The organism is Cupriavidus sp. 86D6, assembly GCF_057815095.1.
The window spans coordinates 95,553-113,032 of record NZ_JBYPSB010000016.1 but is presented as its reverse complement, the minus strand read 5'-3'; the positions used below and the strand labels follow the sequence as shown (position 1 = coordinate 113,032).

General features: G+C 67.4%; 18 protein-coding genes. 9 read left to right on the top strand and 9 right to left on the bottom strand.

Annotated elements, in window-relative coordinates:
• Nucleotides 1-51: 51 nt before the first annotated feature.
• Nucleotides 52-2,181, bottom strand: a complete 2,130-nt coding sequence (locus tag AC3G88_RS25355; protein WP_488774051.1) for a TonB-dependent siderophore receptor — start codon at nucleotides 2,179-2,181, stop codon at nucleotides 52-54.
• A gap of 259 nt (nucleotides 2,182-2,440) precedes the next feature.
• Here AC3G88_RS25355 and AC3G88_RS25350 point away from each other — a divergent pair, with 259 nt between their 5' ends.
• Nucleotides 2,441-3,208, top strand: a complete 768-nt coding sequence (locus AC3G88_RS25350) for a 5'-methylthioadenosine/adenosylhomocysteine nucleosidase (RefSeq protein WP_488774050.1) — start codon at nucleotides 2,441-2,443, stop codon at nucleotides 3,206-3,208.
• Nucleotides 3,209-3,259: 51 nt separating this feature from the next.
• Here AC3G88_RS25350 and AC3G88_RS25345 read toward each other — a convergent pair whose 3' ends face one another.
• A complete protein-coding gene (locus AC3G88_RS25345) occupies nucleotides 3,260-3,502 on the bottom strand; it encodes a hypothetical protein (RefSeq protein WP_488774049.1) in 243 nt (80 codons plus the stop codon).
• Between the two features lie 157 nt (nucleotides 3,503-3,659).
• Between AC3G88_RS25345 and hemA the strand changes: the two genes are divergently transcribed.
• From hemA to AC3G88_RS25315, 6 genes are all read left to right on the top strand, one after another.
• Nucleotides 3,660-4,964: a glutamyl-tRNA reductase gene (gene hemA / locus AC3G88_RS25340; protein WP_488774048.1), complete on the top strand. Its 1,305-nt coding sequence runs from the start codon at nucleotides 3,660-3,662 to the stop codon at nucleotides 4,962-4,964.
• A gap of 109 nt (nucleotides 4,965-5,073) precedes the next feature.
• Nucleotides 5,074-6,156, top strand: a complete 1,083-nt coding sequence (gene prfA, locus AC3G88_RS25335) for a peptide chain release factor 1 (protein ID WP_488774047.1) — start codon at nucleotides 5,074-5,076, stop codon at nucleotides 6,154-6,156.
• Nucleotides 6,157-6,346: 190 nt separating this feature from the next.
• Nucleotides 6,347-6,676, top strand: a complete 330-nt coding sequence (locus tag AC3G88_RS25330; RefSeq protein ID WP_400393550.1) for a hypothetical protein — start codon at nucleotides 6,347-6,349, stop codon at nucleotides 6,674-6,676.
• 144 nt (nucleotides 6,677-6,820) lie between these two features.
• Nucleotides 6,821-7,693 (top strand): peptide chain release factor N(5)-glutamine methyltransferase, encoded by an 873-nt coding sequence (gene prmC / locus AC3G88_RS25325; RefSeq protein ID WP_488774046.1) that lies wholly within the window; start codon nucleotides 6,821-6,823, stop codon nucleotides 7,691-7,693.
• Between the two features lie 83 nt (nucleotides 7,694-7,776).
• Nucleotides 7,777-8,088, top strand: a complete 312-nt coding sequence (gene grxD, locus AC3G88_RS25320; RefSeq protein ID WP_153949151.1) for a Grx4 family monothiol glutaredoxin — start codon at nucleotides 7,777-7,779, stop codon at nucleotides 8,086-8,088.
• A gap of 17 nt (nucleotides 8,089-8,105) precedes the next feature.
• The gene (locus AC3G88_RS25315) at nucleotides 8,106-8,720 is read left to right on the top strand and encodes a UbiX family flavin prenyltransferase (RefSeq protein WP_488774045.1); all 615 of its coding nucleotides are present in this window, start codon (nucleotides 8,106-8,108) and stop codon (nucleotides 8,718-8,720) included.
• Nucleotides 8,721-8,756: 36 nt separating this feature from the next.
• On the opposite strand, the gene AC3G88_RS25310 is transcribed toward AC3G88_RS25315, so the two are convergent.
• The 3 genes from AC3G88_RS25310 to AC3G88_RS25300 form a co-directional block, all read right to left on the bottom strand.
• The gene (locus tag AC3G88_RS25310) at nucleotides 8,757-8,987 is read right to left on the bottom strand and encodes a hypothetical protein (RefSeq protein ID WP_488774044.1); all 231 of its coding nucleotides are present in this window, start codon (nucleotides 8,985-8,987) and stop codon (nucleotides 8,757-8,759) included.
• A 149-nt stretch (nucleotides 8,988-9,136) separates the two neighbouring features.
• Nucleotides 9,137-10,660 carry an L-piperidine-6-carboxylate dehydrogenase gene (gene amaB / locus AC3G88_RS25305; RefSeq protein WP_488774043.1) on the bottom strand — a complete coding sequence of 508 codons (1,524 nt, stop codon included), beginning with the start codon at nucleotides 10,658-10,660 and terminating at the stop codon, nucleotides 9,137-9,139.
• Nucleotides 10,657-11,850 (bottom strand): saccharopine dehydrogenase family protein, encoded by a 1,194-nt coding sequence (locus AC3G88_RS25300; RefSeq protein ID WP_488774042.1) that lies wholly within the window; start codon nucleotides 11,848-11,850, stop codon nucleotides 10,657-10,659. The genes amaB and AC3G88_RS25300 overlap by 4 nt, the downstream gene beginning before the upstream one ends.
• Before the next feature lie 140 nt (nucleotides 11,851-11,990).
• On the opposite strand from AC3G88_RS25300, the gene AC3G88_RS25295 reads away from it, so the two are divergent.
• On the top strand, nucleotides 11,991-12,440 hold the full coding sequence (locus AC3G88_RS25295; protein WP_153949147.1) for an Lrp/AsnC family transcriptional regulator: 450 nt from the start codon (nucleotides 11,991-11,993) through the stop codon (nucleotides 12,438-12,440).
• Nucleotides 12,441-12,531: 91 nt separating this feature from the next.
• Entirely contained in the window at nucleotides 12,532-13,341 is an 810-nt protein-coding gene (gene dapB, locus AC3G88_RS25290) for a 4-hydroxy-tetrahydrodipicolinate reductase (protein WP_488774041.1), read from the top strand.
• 76 nt (nucleotides 13,342-13,417) lie between these two features.
• On the opposite strand, the gene AC3G88_RS25285 is transcribed toward dapB, so the two are convergent.
• The 4 genes from AC3G88_RS25285 to AC3G88_RS25270 form a co-directional block, all read right to left on the bottom strand.
• Nucleotides 13,418-14,212 carry a hypothetical protein gene (locus AC3G88_RS25285; RefSeq protein WP_488774040.1) on the bottom strand — a complete coding sequence of 265 codons (795 nt, stop codon included), beginning with the start codon at nucleotides 14,210-14,212 and terminating at the stop codon, nucleotides 13,418-13,420.
• A gap of 103 nt (nucleotides 14,213-14,315) precedes the next feature.
• Nucleotides 14,316-14,597: a hypothetical protein gene (locus AC3G88_RS25280; RefSeq protein WP_488774039.1), complete on the bottom strand. Its 282-nt coding sequence runs from the start codon at nucleotides 14,595-14,597 to the stop codon at nucleotides 14,316-14,318.
• 252 nt (nucleotides 14,598-14,849) lie between these two features.
• Nucleotides 14,850-16,313 (bottom strand): chloride channel protein, encoded by a 1,464-nt coding sequence (locus tag AC3G88_RS25275; protein ID WP_488774038.1) that lies wholly within the window; start codon nucleotides 16,311-16,313, stop codon nucleotides 14,850-14,852.
• 91 nt (nucleotides 16,314-16,404) lie between these two features.
• A complete protein-coding gene (locus AC3G88_RS25270) occupies nucleotides 16,405-17,373 on the bottom strand; it encodes a Bug family tripartite tricarboxylate transporter substrate binding protein (protein WP_488774037.1) in 969 nt (322 codons plus the stop codon).
• Between the last annotated feature and the right edge of the window lie 107 nt (nucleotides 17,374-17,480).

The following is a 17,480-nucleotide window of genomic DNA, read 5'->3' as shown; positions in this document are numbered from 1 at the left end:
AACCGGCACGCCGAAGTCTCCCGGGGGCGCCCCGGGCCGGAACCTGACCTGTCAGAAGCGGTAGGTCACGTTGCCGATGATCGAACGCTGCGTGCCGAAGAAGCAGTCGCCGCGTGCGATACAGCTATAGACGTACTGCTTGCCGAACACGTTGTTCATGTTCAGCGATACGCGCACCGGGCCGCGATCGTAGGCCACCACGGCGTCGAACACCGTGAAGCCGCCCACCCTGTTGTTGCCCGTGCCGTCGGTGCTCGGACCGTTGTACCGCGCGCCGGCGCCGGCCAGGAAGCCGGGGATATCGAACAGGCTGAAGCGATAGTTGGCCCACAGCGACGCCGTGTTGGCCGGCACGCTGGCCAGCCGCTGCCCCTGCTCGGCTGCCGTGCCTTCGAGCGTCCTGGCGTTCAGGAACGTGTAGGCGGCGATCAGGTCCAGCCGGCCCAGCGACACCAGCGCCTCCAGTTCGGCGCCGCGCGTGCGGGCCTCGCCGATCTGCACCGTGCCCGCCATGCCGTTGACCACGCCGGCCACCTTGCGGTTTTCCTCGCGCATGTCGAACACGGCCGCCGTCAGCGTCATGTTTCTGCCCGGCGGCTGGTACTTGATACCGGCTTCCCACTGCTTGCCGCGCAGCGGCTTGAACGCGGTGCCGTCGACATTGAAGCCGGCCTGGCCCTGGAACGATTCGGCATAGCTGACATACGGGTTCAGCCCGAAGTCCGAGCGGTACATCAGGCCGAATCGCTTGGTCAGTTCGTTGTCGTCACGCGAGGCCGACGGCGTGTTGTCCTGCGCCGCGCGCGACCAGTCGTAGCGCAGCCCCACCATCAGCAGCCACTTGTCCCATTCGATCTGGTCCTGCAGGTACACGCCGGTCTGGATCTGCTTGGCCGGCGGCAGGTCGCGGAACGCCGTGGGCGCCACGTAGTTGCCGTAGACCGGGTTGAACACATTGATCGGCGCGGCCGACCCGTTGGCATTGGTGCGGCCCGTGCTTTCGCTGTTCTGGTAGTCCATCCCGGCCAGGAACGTATGGCCCACCGGGCCGGTGCGGAATTTCGCCTGGCCCTGGGTATCGACGGCGAACTGGTTCAGCGTGGGCTGGTTCAGGTAGAGCACGCGGCGCAGCAGGGTGTCGCTGCCCGGCACCCAGCCGTGCGTGGCGCCGGTGAAGCCGGTGGTGTAGATGCTGCGATAGTCCACCGTGCTGTGCGCGTAGCGCAGGTTCTGGCGCACCGTGAAGGTGTCGTTGAAGCGGTGCGAGAACTGGTAGCCCACGGCGTGCTGCTCGGCCGTGTATTTGTCGAATCCCGGTTCGCTGACGAAGAAGTTCTGCGGAATCTGGCCGGCCGGGTTCTCGATCAGCGTGCCGCGCCACGGGAAGAAGCCGATCATCGTGCCGCTGTCGTCCTTCTGGAAATTGGCCAGCAGCGTGAATTCGGTGTCGGCGTTCGGCCGATACGTCAGCGACGGCGCGATGAAGTAGCGGTTGTCCTTCACGTAGTCCACCGACGCATCGCTGTCGCGGGCCATCGCCACGAAGCGGTACAGCCACTTGCCGTCGGCATCGATCGGCCCGGTCAGGTCGGCCTGGATCTGCTTGCGGTTGTAGTTGCCGAAGCTCACGCCGATCTCGCGCGCCGCTTCGGCCTGGGGCCGTTTCGACACCAGGTTCACGATGCCGCCCACGGCGCCCTGGCCGTACAGCATGCCCGACGGCCCCTTCAGCACTTCGATGCGCTCCAGCGCGTACGGGTCGGGGCGGGTGTTGTTATAGAAGCCGACCGCGTTCAGCAGGCCGTCCAGGTACTGGGTGGAATCGGTGCCGCGGATCTTGATCGTATCGGTACGGTTGTCGTTGGCAAAGCCGGCCGTGGTCACGCCGGCCGTATAGCCCACCGCCTGCGCCACCGACTGCACGCCTTGCAGCTCCATGCGGTCCCGCGTGATGACCGTGATCGACTGCGGCGTCTCGATGATCGGCGTATCGGTCTTGGTGGCCGTCACGGCGCGCGTGGCCACGAAGCCCTGCACCGGGCCCGTGGGCGACGCCTCGCCGCGGCTGCCGCTGACCGTCACCACGGGCAGGCTGTGATGGGCCGGCTCGGCGGCGGCGGGCACCTGTTCCTGGGCGTTGGCCAGGCTGGCGGCCTGCAGGCTCAGGGCAAGGGTGGTCATCTGAAGGACGTGCGAGCGGCGAACGCGGCCCCGGGCGCGGACTGACATGGATTTCTCTCTCGTTGCTTATCGGAAATACGAATGCGAATGAATCGCATTAATCGCAACGGATTGTAACGCCATGTATTGCGCAGCACACAATCGAACACCCTTGTCATGTTCGAATGTCGCACACTGCCCACAGTCCGGCGCCGGCTTCCGCATCGATCCGGTCGCCGGTAAGCTGGCGCCGATTCGATTCCGTCCCCCTCAAAGCACCATGACCCTAGGCATCCTCGCCGCCCTGCACCATGAAGTCGACGGCCTGATCGCCGCCATGCGCCACGAAGACGCGCGTGCCACCATGCAGACCATCGGCATGCGCGACTACTACCGCGGCACGCTGCATGGCCAACCCGTGGTGCTGGTGCTGGCGCGCGTCGGCAAGGTGGCGGCAGCGGCCACCACGGTCACATTGATCCGGGAATTTGGCGTTGATGAGATCGTATTTACCGGCCTTGCGGGCGGAGTGGGCACTGACGTACGGGTCGGCGACATCGTCGTGGCCGACCGCACCGTCCAGCACGACATGGATGCCCGTCCACTGTTTCCGCGCCACGAGGTGCCTCTGCTGGACCAGGCCGAATTCCCGGCCGACCCCGCACTGACCGCTGCGTTGCGCCGCGCGGCGGAAGACTTCCTGCGCGACGATCTGGCCACCGAGGTGCCCGATGGCGTGCTGGCCCGCTTCAGCGTCGATCAGCCGCGCCTGCACGTCGGCATGATTGCCAGCGGCGACCAGTTCATCAATGCGCCGGCGGCCGTGGCCGATTTGCGACAGGCCTTGCCCGGCCTGCTTGCCGTGGAGATGGAAGGCGCCGCGCTGGCGCAGATCAGCCACGAATATGGCGTGCCCTACGCATTGATGCGCACTGTGTCCGACCGTGCGGACGATACGGCACATGTGGATTTTTCGTCGTTTTTGCGCGACGTGGCCAGCCACTACTCCAGCGCCATCCTGCGCCGCTTTCTGGACGCAAGAGGCTGATCAGGCATATCGGTCCGGCGCCGATTCCCGACCGTTTTGTCCGTTCTGAACTTACCGGCGCGGGCGGGCCACGCCCCAGACCGCCACCAGCAGCGCCGCACCGGCCATCGCGGCGGCCCATCCAAATATCTGCCCATCCGTAAACAGATGCGCGGCCCGACCGCCGTAGAACGCCGCCAGCGCGCCCAGCACGCCCAGCCATAGCGCGGTGGGAACCGTAACCACGCGGCCGGCCGGGTGCAGCAGCCGTCCAGCGAATCCGACTACTGCGCCCACCACTGCCAGTCCCAACATGACAACTCCCCTGTCTTTTGATCCACAGCAAAAGTGGATGTGTCGTAACGATACTGCACGTGGCCGGCGCCGCTCGGGGTTCCCTGCAACTTTGTAACGGGGCGGTATAATGACCACCGCTTCCGGCACCGTTCCGGATGGCAATCCAACCCCACAAATGCAACTGCTCGCGATCGGTATCAATCACACCACGGCACCCGTCTCGCTCCGCGAGCGTGTGGCGTTTCCGCTTGAGCAGATCAAACCCGCACTCGGCGCGCTGCGCACCCACCTGGCTGGGCGCAACGGCACCGAGGCCGCCATTCTTTCCACCTGCAACCGTACCGAGATCTACTGCGCCACCGATGTGCTGCAGCCGGGTCAGGAAGGCTTCGAGCACACGCTGCGCTGGCTGGCCCAGCATCACAACGTGCCCGCGGGGGATCTGGCGCCGCATTTGTACGCCCTGCCCCAGTCCGAAGCCGTGCGCCATGCCTTCCGCGTGGCCAGCGGGCTCGATTCGATGGTGCTGGGCGAAACCCAGATTCTGGGGCAGCTCAAGGACGCGGTGCGTACCGCTGGCGAAGCCGGCGCGCTGGGCACCTACCTGAACCAGCTGTTCCAGCGCACGTTCGCGGTGGCCAAGGAAGTGCGCGGCCAGACCGAGATCGGCGCGCACTCCGTATCGATGGCGGCCGCCGCCGTGCGCCTGGCCCAGCGGATTTTCGAAAGTGTGTCGACGCAGCGCGTGCTGTTCATCGGCGCCGGCGAGATGATCGAGCTGTGCGCCACGCACTTCGCCGCGCAGAAGCCGCGCCAGGTGGTGGTGGCCAACCGCACCGTGGAACGCGGCGAGAAGCTGGCCGAGCAGCTGGCCGGGCAGGGCCTGACCACGCAGGCCATCCGCCTGCAGGACCTGGGCGAGCGCCTGCACGAATTCGACATCGTCGTGTCATGCACCGCAAGCTCGCTGCCGATCATCGGCCTGGGTGCGGTGGAGCGCGCGGTCAAGCGCCGCAAGCACCGCCCGATCATGATGGTCGATCTGGCCGTGCCGCGCGACGTCGAACCCGAAGTGGCGCGCCTGAACGACGTGTTCCTCTATACCGTCGATGACCTGGGCGCCGTGGTGCGCGAGGGCAACGCGATGCGCCAGGCCGCCGTGGCCCAGGCCGAGGCCATCATCGAATCGCGCGTGCAGCACTTCATGCACTGGATCGAAACGCGCAGCGTCGTGCCCGTGATCCGCGACCTGCAGGCCAGCGGCGAAGCCATCCGCCAGGCCGAAATGCAGCGCGCGCGCCGCATGCTGGCGCGTGGCGACGATCCGGCCGCCGTGCTCGAAGCCCTCTCGGGCGCGCTGACCCGCAAGTTCCTGCACGGTCCCACGCACGCGCTGAACCACACCCAGGGCGAAGACCGCGAGGCGCTGCTGCGCCTGGTGCCGGGCCTGTTCCGCCACAGCAGTCACTCGGAACGCTAGCCGCGTTGTCCATCCCGCGCTGGCGTCCGCCGGCGCCGCCGGGCATCCGCCCGCCGATCCGCGCCGTGGCCACGCCACCGCGGCCCCCAGCCTCCCGATTCCGCTACCGATGAAACCCAGCATGCTCCACAAGCTCGACCAGCTGGCCGAGCGACTCGACGAAGTCAACGCCCTGCTCGCCAGCGAAACGGCCACGGCAGACATGGACCAGTACCGCAAGCTGTCGCGCGAACATGCCGAACTGTCGCCGGTGGCCGAGCAGTACGCGCAGTATCGCCAGGCGCAGGACGACCTGGCCACCGCGCAGGCGCTGCTGGACGATCCCGAGATGAAGGACTTTGCCGCCGACGAGATCGCCGCCGCGCGCGACCGGCTCGAAGCGCTGGAAACGTCGCTGCAGACGCTGCTGCTGCCCCGGGACCCCAACGACGACCGCAACCTGCTGCTCGAAATCCGCGCCGGCACCGGCGGCGAGGAAAGCGCGCTGTTCGCGGCCGACCTGCTGCGCATGTACACGCGCTATGCGGAACGCCGGCGCTGGCAGGTGGAAGTCATGAGCGAATCCGCGTCCGACCTGGGCGGCTACAAGGAAGTGATCGTGCGCATTGCCGGCGATGCCGCGTTCTCGAAGCTCAAGTTCGAGTCGGGCGGCCATCGCGTGCAGCGCGTGCCGGCCACCGAAGCGCAGGGCCGCATCCATACGTCGGCCTGCACCGTGGCCGTGATGCCCGAGGCCGACGAAGTGGGCGAGGTCGAGATCAACCCGTCAGACCTGCGGGTCGATACGTTCCGCGCGTCGGGCGCGGGCGGCCAGCACGTGAACAAGACCGACTCCGCCGTGCGCCTGACCCACCTGCCCACCGGCATCGTGGTGGAGTGCCAGGACGATCGCAGCCAGCACCGCAACAAGGAAAAAGCCATGAAGGTGCTGGCCGCGCGCATCAAGGACGGCCAGATGCGTGCCGCGCAGGCCAAGGAAGCCAGCACGCGGCGCAACCTGATCGGCTCGGGCGACCGCAGCGACCGCATCCGCACGTACAACTTCCCGCAGGGCCGGGTGACCGACCATCGCATCAACCTGACGCTGTACAAGATCGACATGATCATGGACGGCGACCTCGACGAACTGCTGGGATCGCTGGCCGCCGAACACCAGGCCGACCAGCTGGCGGCGCTGGGCGACGATGCCTGACCGGAGCGGGCGTCCCCGAAGTTTGTAACCTAGGTAAATGCTTGAAACAGCACTGGCTTGTAAAAACGCGCTGTCTATAATCGATTTCGACCAGACCACCCCAATACGTCACTTTGCTGAGATCGGCGCGTTGGGGGCATCGAAGTCTGGGTGGATGTCACTCCTCCAACAGACACACAAGGACGAAATCATGAACAAGCTGCTCGCCGTGCTGATGCTTACCGCCGCCATTTCCGTTGCCGCCTGCGGCAAGAAGGAAGAGGCCCCGCAAACCAACGCTGACACCGCCATGCAGAGCGCCGCCGAATCGGCCAAGGCCGCTGCCAGCGACGCCGCCGCTGCCGCTGCAAATGCCGCCGACGCCGCCAAGGCCGCCGCCAGCGGCGTGGCCTCGGATGTCTCGGCCGCCGCCGACAAGGCCCGCCAGGACGCCGGCAATGCCATGGCCCACGCCAAGGAAGCCACCAAGGACGCCGTCAACACCACGGCCGACAAGGCCAAGGACGCCGTCAACAAGTAATAGCCCTACGCAGGCGCGCGCGGAAGCCGGCCCCGAATGGGCTTACACTAGGCGCCTGAAGCAGAGCCACGCGAAAACCCCGTCAGGCCCAGGTCCGACGGGGTTTTTTGCGAGCCGGCCGCCGATTGTCCAGACGCACCGCCGATGTCCTCGAATCCTCCGGGCGATTTTCCGCCCCTGCCGTCCACGCCCACCCTGCGCGAAGCGCAAACGCTTGCCGCCATGGCCGGCCTGCCGGCGCTGGAGGCACGCATGCTGCTGTCCCACGTTACCGGGCTCACGCGCACGCAGTTGATCACCCGCGACCAGGACCATCTCAACGATGCACAACGTGATGCATTTTCCACGTTGCTGGCGCGGCGGCTGACCGGGGTGCCGATGGCGTACCTGCTGGGCGAACGCGAATTCTTCGGCCGCACGTTCCGGGTCACGCCCGATGTGCTGATTCCGCGCCCCGACACCGAAGTGGCGGCCGAGGCATCGCTGGCCCGCCTGGCCGGCATCCACGCGCCGCGCGTGCTGGACATGGGCACCGGCTCGGGCATCCTGGCCGTGACCATCGCCCGCGAGCGGCCCGACGCCGAAGTCTGGGCCACCGACATCTCGCCCGGCGCCCTGATGGTGGCGCAGGACAACGCCCGTGCGCTGCAGGCGGACAATATCCGCTTCCTGGTGTCCGACTGGTATCACGCGCTGCCGCCCGGGCAGCGGTTTCATCTCATCGTCAGCAATCCGCCCTATATCGCGGCGGGCGACCCGCACCTGGCCGAAGGCGACCTGCGCTTCGAGCCGATCGACGCGCTGACCGATCACGAGGACGGCCTGGCCGACCTGCGGGCCATCGTCGCCGGCGCCACGCAGCGGCTGCTGCCACAGGGCTGGCTGCTCATGGAGCACGGCTACGACCAGGGCTACGCCACCCGCCACCTGCTGACCAGCGCGGGTTTTGCCGAGGTGTTCACGGCACGCGACCTGGGCGGCAACGAACGCTGCAGCGGCGGCCGGCTGCCGGGCTGACGCCTGGCTGATACCCCTATCTGATGCCGGAGCCCGATTCCGGTAAAATCCGCTGATCCCCATGCAACCGGACCGTTTTCATCATGAGTGACGTACAACAGAAGATCGACCAGATCGTGAAGGGCAGCCCCGTCGTGCTGTTCATGAAGGGCACCGCCCAGTTTCCGATGTGCGGTTTCTCGGGCCGTGCGATCCAGATCCTGAAGGCCTGCGGCGTTGACGCGCCGACCACGGTCAACGTGCTCGAAGACGACGCCATCCGCCAGGGCATCAAGGAATACGCAAGCTGGCCGACCATTCCGCAGCTGTACGTGAACGGCGAGTTCGTCGGCGGCTCGGACATCATGATGGAGATGTACCAGAACGGCGAACTGCAATCGCTGCTGAAGGCCTGAGCCTGTCTGGAACTGCCATGCCTGTGAATCAGGGCGGCGTGCCGCAACGGCTGATCGTCGCCATCACGGGTGCCACGGGCGCCGTCTACGGCGTCCGGCTGCTACAGGTGCTGCGCGATGTGCGCGGCGTGGAAACCCACCTGCTGATGTCGCCGGCCGGCATCATGAACCTGCAGCACGAACTCGACATCGGCCGCGCGGAAGTCGAGGCGCTGGCCGATGTGGTTCACAACGTGCGCGATATCGGCGCCACCATTGCCAGCGGATCGTTCCGTGCCCACGCGATGATCGTGGCGCCGTGCTCGATGCGCACACTGGCCGCCGTGGCCCACGGCCTCTCGGACAACCTCATCACCCGCGCGGCCGACGTCACGCTCAAGGAACGCCGCAAGCTGGTGCTGATGGTGCGTGAAACCCCGCTGAACCTGGCCCACCTGCGCAACATGACCGCCGTCACCGAGATGGGCGGCATCGTATTTCCGCCAGTGCCGGGGTTCTATCAGAAGCCGCAAAGCATCGCCGAGCTGGTCGACCATACCGTCGGCCGCGTGCTCGACCTGGTGGACCTGCGCGACATCGGTGAAACGCTCGCGCCGGGATGGGGCGGGCTGAACAGCGGCGCGAGCGACTAAGCAAGGGAGTTCTCTCTTGCCAACCTTTCCAACGGCTTACCAGTGCCGGTACCGGCGCCCGTAATAGCCACCGTAGTACCCGCCACCGTAGTAGCCATACGATGGCCGCACCACCACGGCCGGCGGGGCCACGTACACCGGCGCGGGCGCTACCGCGACCGGGGCCGGGCCGACCTCTGGCCCGTACGGCGTGGGATATACCGCGCAGCCGCCAAGCATGGCCGCGCCAGTCACTGCCAGACCCAACACAATCGCTTTCGTTCTCATCACAACGTCCTTTTTGTCCCAGGCATTGCGTCATCTCAATGCGCTGTCCTCAAGAACGTTATACGGGTGCGTCTGGTAATACAGCGTCAAGGCGCTGTAACCCTTGTTACGATTCGCAACGTCTTCATGCATGTAAGCGGCATGCCGTTTCAGACGTCGAAGCGAATGCCCTGTGCCAGCGGCAGGGTGTCGCCGTAGTTGATCGTATTGGTGGCACGGCGCATATAGCCCTTCCACGCGTCGGAACCCGACTCCCGGCCGCCGCCCGTCGCCTTTTCGCCGCCGAACGCGCCGCCGATCTCCGCCCCACTGGTGCCGATGTTGACGTTGGCGATGCCGCAGTCGCTGCCCGCCGCCGACAGGAACACCTCCGCCTCGCGCAACGACTCGGTAAAGATGCACGACGACAGGCCATGCGATGCCGCGTTGTTCAGCGCGATGGCTTCGTCCAGCGATGTGTACGGCATCAGGTAGAGGATGGGCGCGAAGGTCTCGGTCAGCATCGTGTCATGCTGGGTGTCGGTCAGCACCAGCGCCGGCCGCACGTAGCAGGCGCGCGGGAAGCGGTCGGCCAGCAGCCGCTCGCCGCCATGCACGACGTTGCCCTGCGCGCGGCAACTGGCCAGCGCATTGGCCATGGCGTCGCCAGCCGGCGCATCGATCAACGGCCCGACCAGCGTGCCGTCCTGCAGCGGATCGCCCACCGGCAGGCGCGCATACACCTGGCGCAGACGCTGCGTCACGGCCTCGATCCTGTCCGCGTGCACGAACGCGCGGCGCAACGTGGTGCAACGCTGCCCGGCCGTACCCGCCGCCGCGAACGTCATCGCGCGGATGGTCAGTTCCAGGTTGGCCGAAGGCGCGACGATCGCCGCGTTGTTGCCCCCCAGCTCCAGGATGGCGCGCTTGAAGTGCGCGGCGCAGGCCATGCCGACTTCGCGGCCCATGCGCGTGGAGCCGGTCGCGCTCATCAACCGCACCGAAGGATGCTGCACCAGTGCCTGCCCCAGCTGGCGCCCGCCGGTCAGCACACAGCACAGCCCCGCAAGCTGCGGCGCATGGTCGTCGAACACCCGGTCGAGCAGCCCCTGCACGGCCAGCGCGCACAGCGGCGTCTTTTCCGAAGGCTTCCACACCACGCCATTGCCACACACCAGCGCCAGCGCGGCATTCCAGGCCCACACCGCCACCGGGAAGTTGAACGCGGAGATCACGCCGCACAGCCCGTACGGATGCCAGGTCTCGCGCATGGCATGCGCGGGCCGCTCGGAGGCAATCGTCAGCCCGTGCAACTGGCGCGACAAACCCACGGCAAAGTCGCAGATATCGATCATCTCCTGCACTTCGCCCAGCCCTTCCTGCAGGATCTTGCCGGTCTCCAGCGACACCAGCCGGCCCAGCGCCACCTTGTGGACACGCAGCGCCTCGCCCAGGCGGCGTACCACCTCGCCGCGCGCCGGCGCCGGCATCAGCGCCCAGACGCTCTGCGCCGTGCGGGCGCGGGCGATGCGGGCGTCGGCATCGGCCGGCGAGCTCACCGGCACCTGGCCGAACACCTCGCCGTCGATCGGCGAACGCACGTCCAGCGTGCCCGCCGCGGCGGCACCCGTCGAGCGCCATGGCAACGGCAGGCCCATCGCCTGCCAGCAATCGGCAAATTCCTGCGCTTTCATGCGAGCGTCTCCTGAAGAGGGTGCCGCGCGTAATGCTGGCCGAAGCGGTTGGCCAGAAAGCTGTCGAGCGGCATGGCTTCCTGTTTCACGAATCCGGACTGCGGCAGCACCCCGGTGGCCACCAGATCCAGCGCGGTGCAGATACCGGCCGCCGTGGTCAGCTGGATCGCATTGACATGGCCAATGCCGGCGAAATCGTCCATGCCGCCGATCCGCGCGGAGAACGATGCCTGCGTCAGCGGCCCGCGCCCGCCGTCGCCGCGCGCGCCGGGCGGATGACCGGTGGCGCTGGCAAACACCACCACCACATCCTGCGCCGTCACCGGAATGGCGTGCTCGAAGATCTCGCGCAACCAGTCGCGCCGTTCGCGCAACCGCAGGTCGTTCAGCAGCAGCTTCATCTGGGCACAGTGGCCGGGATAGCGGATCGACTTGTAATCGACCTGGCGCGCGCGTCCGGCCAGCGTATCGGGCAGCGTGCCCAGCCCTCCAGAGGTATTAAAGGCTTCGTACTCGACGCCGTCCAGTGCGAAGGACTCGTGCCCCTCCAGCGCGGGCAGTTCCACGCGGCGGCCGTCCACGATGGCCTCGCACGGATTGCAGTATTCGTTGATCAGCCCCTCGGTGCTCCACGTCAGGTTGTACTTGAGCGCGTTGCTGGGGTAGCGCGGCAGCGCGCCCACGCGCATGCGCAGGTCGTGTAGTTCACCGCCGCCGCGCAGAAAGCGTTGCGCGAGGTCGTGCCCGACCACCCCGATAAAGCCCGGCGCCAGCCCGCACTGCGGCATCAGCACTGATCGCGCGCCGCCGGCCAGCGCGCGGATGGCATGGGTGGCCGCCACGTCCTCGGTCAGGTCGAAGTAATGCACGCCCAGGCGCGCGGCCACCGTGGCCACCGGGATGGCGGCATGGAACGGCAGCGCGTTCATCACGGCATCGGCTCCGGCCAGCAGCGCCGCGCAGGTGCCGGGTTCGGTCGGATCGCCGGCCCGTACGTCGATGCCGCGCGGCACGCCCTCGAGCCGGTGCGCGTCGCGATCGACCAGGCATACGCGGTAGTCGCCGGCATTGGCCAGCATCGTGGCCATCACGCGGCCGATCTTGCCGGCACCGAGCACGACCACCGAAAGCGGACGGGGGACGAGCGTCAGGTCGCGCACCGCGGCGGGACCGAGCGTGGAAGCTTGCATGGCGGACTCCGTCAGAAACGTGTGGGGGGGTGACTGAAGTATGGGCAGCCGCGCGCACGTTTTATAGCCACAAGATTGACGAAACCCCGGCATAATCGGTCACATTGACATAGTATTTTGACGAATCGTCATCGACACCCATGGCTGACCTCGACCAGACCGATCGCCACCTGCTGGCCCTGCTGCAGGCCAACGCCCGGGAGAGCGCGGCCAATCTGTCGCGCGCGCTGGGCATTGCGCGCACGACCGTGGTGGCCCGCATCGCGCGGCTGGAACGCACGGGCGTGATCGCCGGCTACGGCGTGCGGCTGGGCAGCCAGATGGAGGACAACGCCATCCTGGCGTTCTGCGGGCTGTCGGTGCAGCCGAAGGCGGCGCCGGCCGTGGTGCGCGCGCTGCGGCGGTTCCCCGAGGTGGAGGAACTCAACTCGGTCAGCGGCCCGGTGGACTATATGGCCGTGATCCGGTGCGATACCCACGCGCGGCTGGACAAGCTGCTGGACGAGATCGGCATGCTCGACGGCGTGAACCACACCACCACGTCGATCGTGCTGGCGCGCAAGATCGACCGGCGGCGTGCTGCCGGGTAGCCGGTGCCGGCCCGAAGCGTTCGGCATCGCCAGCGCGATTGAAACGGGCGCGCTATGCTTGCCCTCCTTGCAACCGGAGCGGGAGAGAACGATGAACGAGACGATTCGCGTTGCCGTGGGCGGCGTCACAGGCTGGGCCGGCGGCGAGCTGGCGCGGGGCGTGGCCCACGCCGCCGACATGACGCTGGTGGCCGGCCTGTCGCGGGGCGCGGCGGGCCAGACGCTGGCCAGCCTGACGGGCCACAAGGACACGCCCGGCGTGGCGGCAGCCAGCATCGAGGAACTGGGCAAGACGCCGTATGACGTCTATGTCGAATACACGAAGCCGGTGGTCGCCAAGCACAACATCCTGCAGGCGCTGGCGCACGGCGCGCATGTGGTGGTGGGCACGTCGGGGCTGTCGGACGACGACTATGCCGAGATCGACGCCGCGGCACGCAAGGCCGACCGCGGCGTGCTGGCCTGCGGCAACTTTGCGATCACGGTGGTATTGCTGCAAAAGTTTGCCGAGATGGCGGCGCGCCATCTCGACCACTGGGAAATCATCGACTACGCCAAGGCGGGCAAGGTGGATGTGCCGTCCGGCACGGTGCGCGAACTGGCGTTCCGGCTAGGCCAGGTCAAGCAGGCGGCGCAGGCCGTGCCCGTGGACCAGGTCAGCGGTCCGAAGGAGACGCGCGGCGCCACGATGTCCGGCACGCAGGTGCATGCCGTGCGGCTGCCGGGATACCAGCTGGGGGTCGAGGTGATCTTCGGCGCCGACGGCCAGCGCCTGCACATCAGGCACGAAGCCGGCGACGGCTCCAAGCCCTATGTGTCCGGCGCGCTGCTGGCCATCCGCAAGGTGCATACCGTGCGCGGTGTGGTGCGCGGCCTGGACAAGGTGATGGAAGGCCTCTGACGCTGGCGCGCCCCGGTCCATCGATCTGACGGCCTGATGGTCTGACGGCGCGCTGTCCTGCCGCCAGGCGGTCGATTTACCAGCTGCCCGGATTGATCGGCTTGGCCGGGGCTTTCTTTTCGGCCTTGTCGGACTTGTCGGACTTTTCCGTCTTCTCGGCCTTGTCCGTCTTTTCAGCCTTGTCTGCCTTGCCGCCCTTGCCTGCCGGCGCGGGAGGCGGCGCCAGCGACTTGGCCACTTCGGCATCGCGGTTGGCCATCAGCGCGCGCGCCTGCGGCAGCAGCAGTTCGATCGTGCCTTCGGCCGGGTTCTCGGGAATCGCGTAGAGCTCGACGGTCAGCGGCTTGCGCATCCAGCCCGCGTGGATGCTTCGCACGTCCTTGCCGGCCTTGTCCTTCATGTCCACCATTTCCTGGCGGAACGGCTTGCCATAGCGGGCATTGAGCGCCTGGGCGGCGGCGTCCTGCGAGCGGATGCCGTCGGTCGGCACGATGACGCCCACCAGCGCATTGCCATCGACCAGCGCCACCAGGCGCGGTCCGTCCATGAACGCGGGTCGCTGGTCGCGCGGCACGCCCACTTGGCGCATCACGCCGTCGCCACGCAGTTCCACGCAGTATGCGGTCACATCCTTGCCATCCGGGGTCCGGTGGTCGGCGCAATCGGGCAACGCGGGCAGCGGGCTGCCGATCTCGAGCGTATCGAGCATCGTCGAAAAACGGTCCTTGCCGTCGGGGGCCGGCGTGGCGGTGGCATTGGGGGCCTTGATGGCAGGCTGCGCGGCCGGTGCGGCCGTTGCAGCCGTGGCGGCTTGGGCGACAGACGTCGCCAGCAGGGCGGCAACTGCCAGCCCGGCAAGAGGAAATCTCAAAACACACTCCTGAAAACGGCTCCGCATTGGAGCCGGCTCCGTCCCGAGGGTTCCTGCCGGGAAATACCGGGCATCAGCGATGTGATGCCGGATCGACAGGGGGTCAGAGCATACGCTTCACGGCATGGAAGCATACCAGCGCGATGCCGATCAGCACTGCCCACAGGATCAGCTTTGGCACCGGGCTCGGCGGCAATGGCTGTGCCGGCGTGCGTCGGGGGGCGGGTGCGCGCATGCGGGTGCTGGACTGCAGCCCGCGTGTATGCCAGATGGCGGTATCCGCGCCAAGGTCGTGCCATGTGGCGCTGTGACGGGACGTGCTGGTGTGCGGCTCGTCGGCGCTCGGCGTGGTCGGGCGCGTGCCGCCCGGTCGTTGTGTGGCCATCTTCTGCTCCCCGAAAATGCATCGAATGCCTGTCCGACGAGGTCTTGTGCCGCCGGTACACATGCGTTGCCGGCCAATCTGCTGCCGCCGTTCAATGCGCAGCAGATGTTAAGACATCGGCCATGCGTCCGCTACGGCGCTTCAATGCCGAACCCACACTTTGGCGAGGGGCCGCACAGGGAAGTTTGTAACCAGCTGTTACGGCCACGACGAAGGGCCGCTTGCGCCACTATCCGGGCGCTCAAGGGGGCGTCATGCCGGTGGGTCCTTCCGTGCGATGGCCATCGCTTCACGGCGGAACGCATGACCCATATGGTGATAGAACGGATGCGGGTTGAACTGGCGCGACAGGAACGACGCCAGCAGCGATGCCGCCAGCAGGAAGATGGTCAAGTCCTGCGTGCGCGTCATTTCCATCACGATCACGCTGGCGGTGATGGGCGCCTGGGTAGCCGCCGCCAGGAAGGCCGCCATCGACACCAGCGCCAGCACGCGCGGCTCGGCCATGCCGGACATGAAATGGGTCACAAAATCGGCAATGTTCGCGCCGATGCCGGCACCGATGGCCAGCGCCGGGGTGAAGATCCCGCCCGGGATGCCCGCGAAGTACGACACCACCGTGGCCACGAACTTGGCCAGCCCGAACCACAGCGTGCTGTGCGGCTCGCCATTGATCAGGCCGGACGCCTGCTCGTAGCCCGTGCCGAACGTGGCGCCGGCGGTGGCCCAGCCCACCACGGCCACGACCAGCCCGCACAGGAAGGCCAGCCAGACCGGATGCGCGGTCGTCCAGCCGCGCCAGGCCGACGGCACCAGGCCGGGCACGCCGCGAATCAGCAGCTTGGCGAACAGGCCGCCGGCCACGCCGTTGACTACCGCGCACAGCAACACCGGGCCCCACGCGTCGTGCAGCACCAGCATCGGCACCTTCACGCTGAAGTACGGGTTGTTGCCCAGCACGGCCAGCGACAGGAAGCCCGCTGTCAGCACACCGGATAGCACCAGCCTGTCCCACCGCACGGACGTGCCGCGACCCAGTTCCTCGATGGCGAAGACCACGCCGGCCAGCGGCGTGTTGAACGCAGCCGCCAGGCCGCCCGCCGCGCCGGCCGCGATCAGCGAACTGGGATGAAAGCCGATGCGGAAGCGCAGCTTCTGCTGGCACCACTGTCCCCAGGCCAGCATGGCAGCGGCGCCCACCTGGACCGAAGGCCCCTCGCGCCCCACCGACGCGCCCGCCAGCAGCGCCCCAGCGGTCAGCAGCACCTTCCACATCGATTGCCGGAACGACACCAGCACGGTCTGCGCCACGCCGGCCGGTGGCAGCGTCACGGCCGCGATCACCTGCGGAATGCCGGAGCCGCGCGCCTGCGGCGCCAGCCGGATCGTCAGCCAGCGCAGCGCGGCCAGCCCGAAGGGCAGCATCACGAACGCCAGCCACGGCGTGGCCGTGGTCAGCTTCGCGTTCCAGCGCAGCGCAATCTCGGCGATGTAGGCAAAGACCATCGAGAACAGCGCCACCCCGCCGGCGCCGCACATGAACGCCGCATAGCGCATCGACGTGCGCGAGATACGGCCCACCTGGCGCGTCTTGCGATTCGCCGCGCGGCGCGCGTGAACGCGGAGTTCGCCAAGCCTGTCGCGGCGCGCGGCAGGTCCGGATGGCGCGTTGGCGTCGGGAAGGTTGGAATCAGGCGGCTCGACAGGGTCGGTCATGGCGTCGATGCGGAAAGCATGCGGGGGCGTAAAAAACGCCCTCAACTATACGCCCCTGATTTTCCGCCACGCACGGGTCCGCCGCGCCGGCTCAGTCCAGGCTGATGCTGTTGGCGCGAATCACCTTGCCCCAGTTGTCGCGATCGGCTTGCACATAGCGGTCGATCTCGGCCTGGCTGCGCGGCTGTTGCACGATCAGTCCCAGCGCGTTGAACGTGTTGCGGAACGGCGTCTCGGTCAGCACGTGCGACGCGGCAGCCTGCAGTTTGGCGACAGCCTCCGGCGGCGTCTGGGCCGGCACGGCCAGGCCGAACCATGTCGCCGCATGGAAGTTGGGGTATCCGCTTTCGGCCACCGTCGGCACATTGGGCAGGACATCGAGCCGCGAGCGGCCCGTCACGGCCAGCGCCTTGAGCTTGCCGGCCTTGATATGCGGCAGCGAGGTGCTGACCACATCCACCATCAGCTGCGTGTCGTTGGCCAGCAGCGACGCCAGCGCCGGCGCGCTGCCGTTGTACGGCACGTGCGTCATCTCGATGCCCAGCTCCGACTTCAGCATTTCCGTGGCCAGTTGCAGCGGATTGCCAAGCCCCACCGACGAATAGTTGAGCTTGCCACCCGCGGCCCTGGCGTATGCGGCGAAGTCCTTGATGTTGCTGGCCGGCACCTGGTTGTTGGTGACCACCACCAACGGCACCTCGATGCCGATCAGGATGACCTTGAAGTCCTTCGGGTCGTAGCCGGTCTTCTTGTAGAGCATCGGGTTCAGCACCATGCTGGCGCTGCTGCCCATCAGCACCGTATAGCCATCCGGCTGCGCCCGTGCCACGCCCTGCGTGCCCACCATCGTATTGGCGCCGGGGCGGTTCTCCACCACCACGGGCTGCTTCAGCTCGCGCGCCATGCCTTCGGCCATCGCGCGGCCAAACTGGTCGGTCGAGCCGCCCGGCGTGTATGGGACGACGAGCTTGACCGGTCGGTCGGGATAGGCGGCCAGGGTGGGCGCAGTGAACGCGACCCCCAACAAGGCGGCGCAGAGGGTGAGGGAAATACGGTGCATGGTTGTCTCCTGCTTTATAGGAATCGAATCGCGGTGCCGCGCCTGCCCTCTCCCCCGCCCTTCTCCCGCCGAGCGGGAGAAGGGCAAGAACCGTGGGGCAAGTCGTG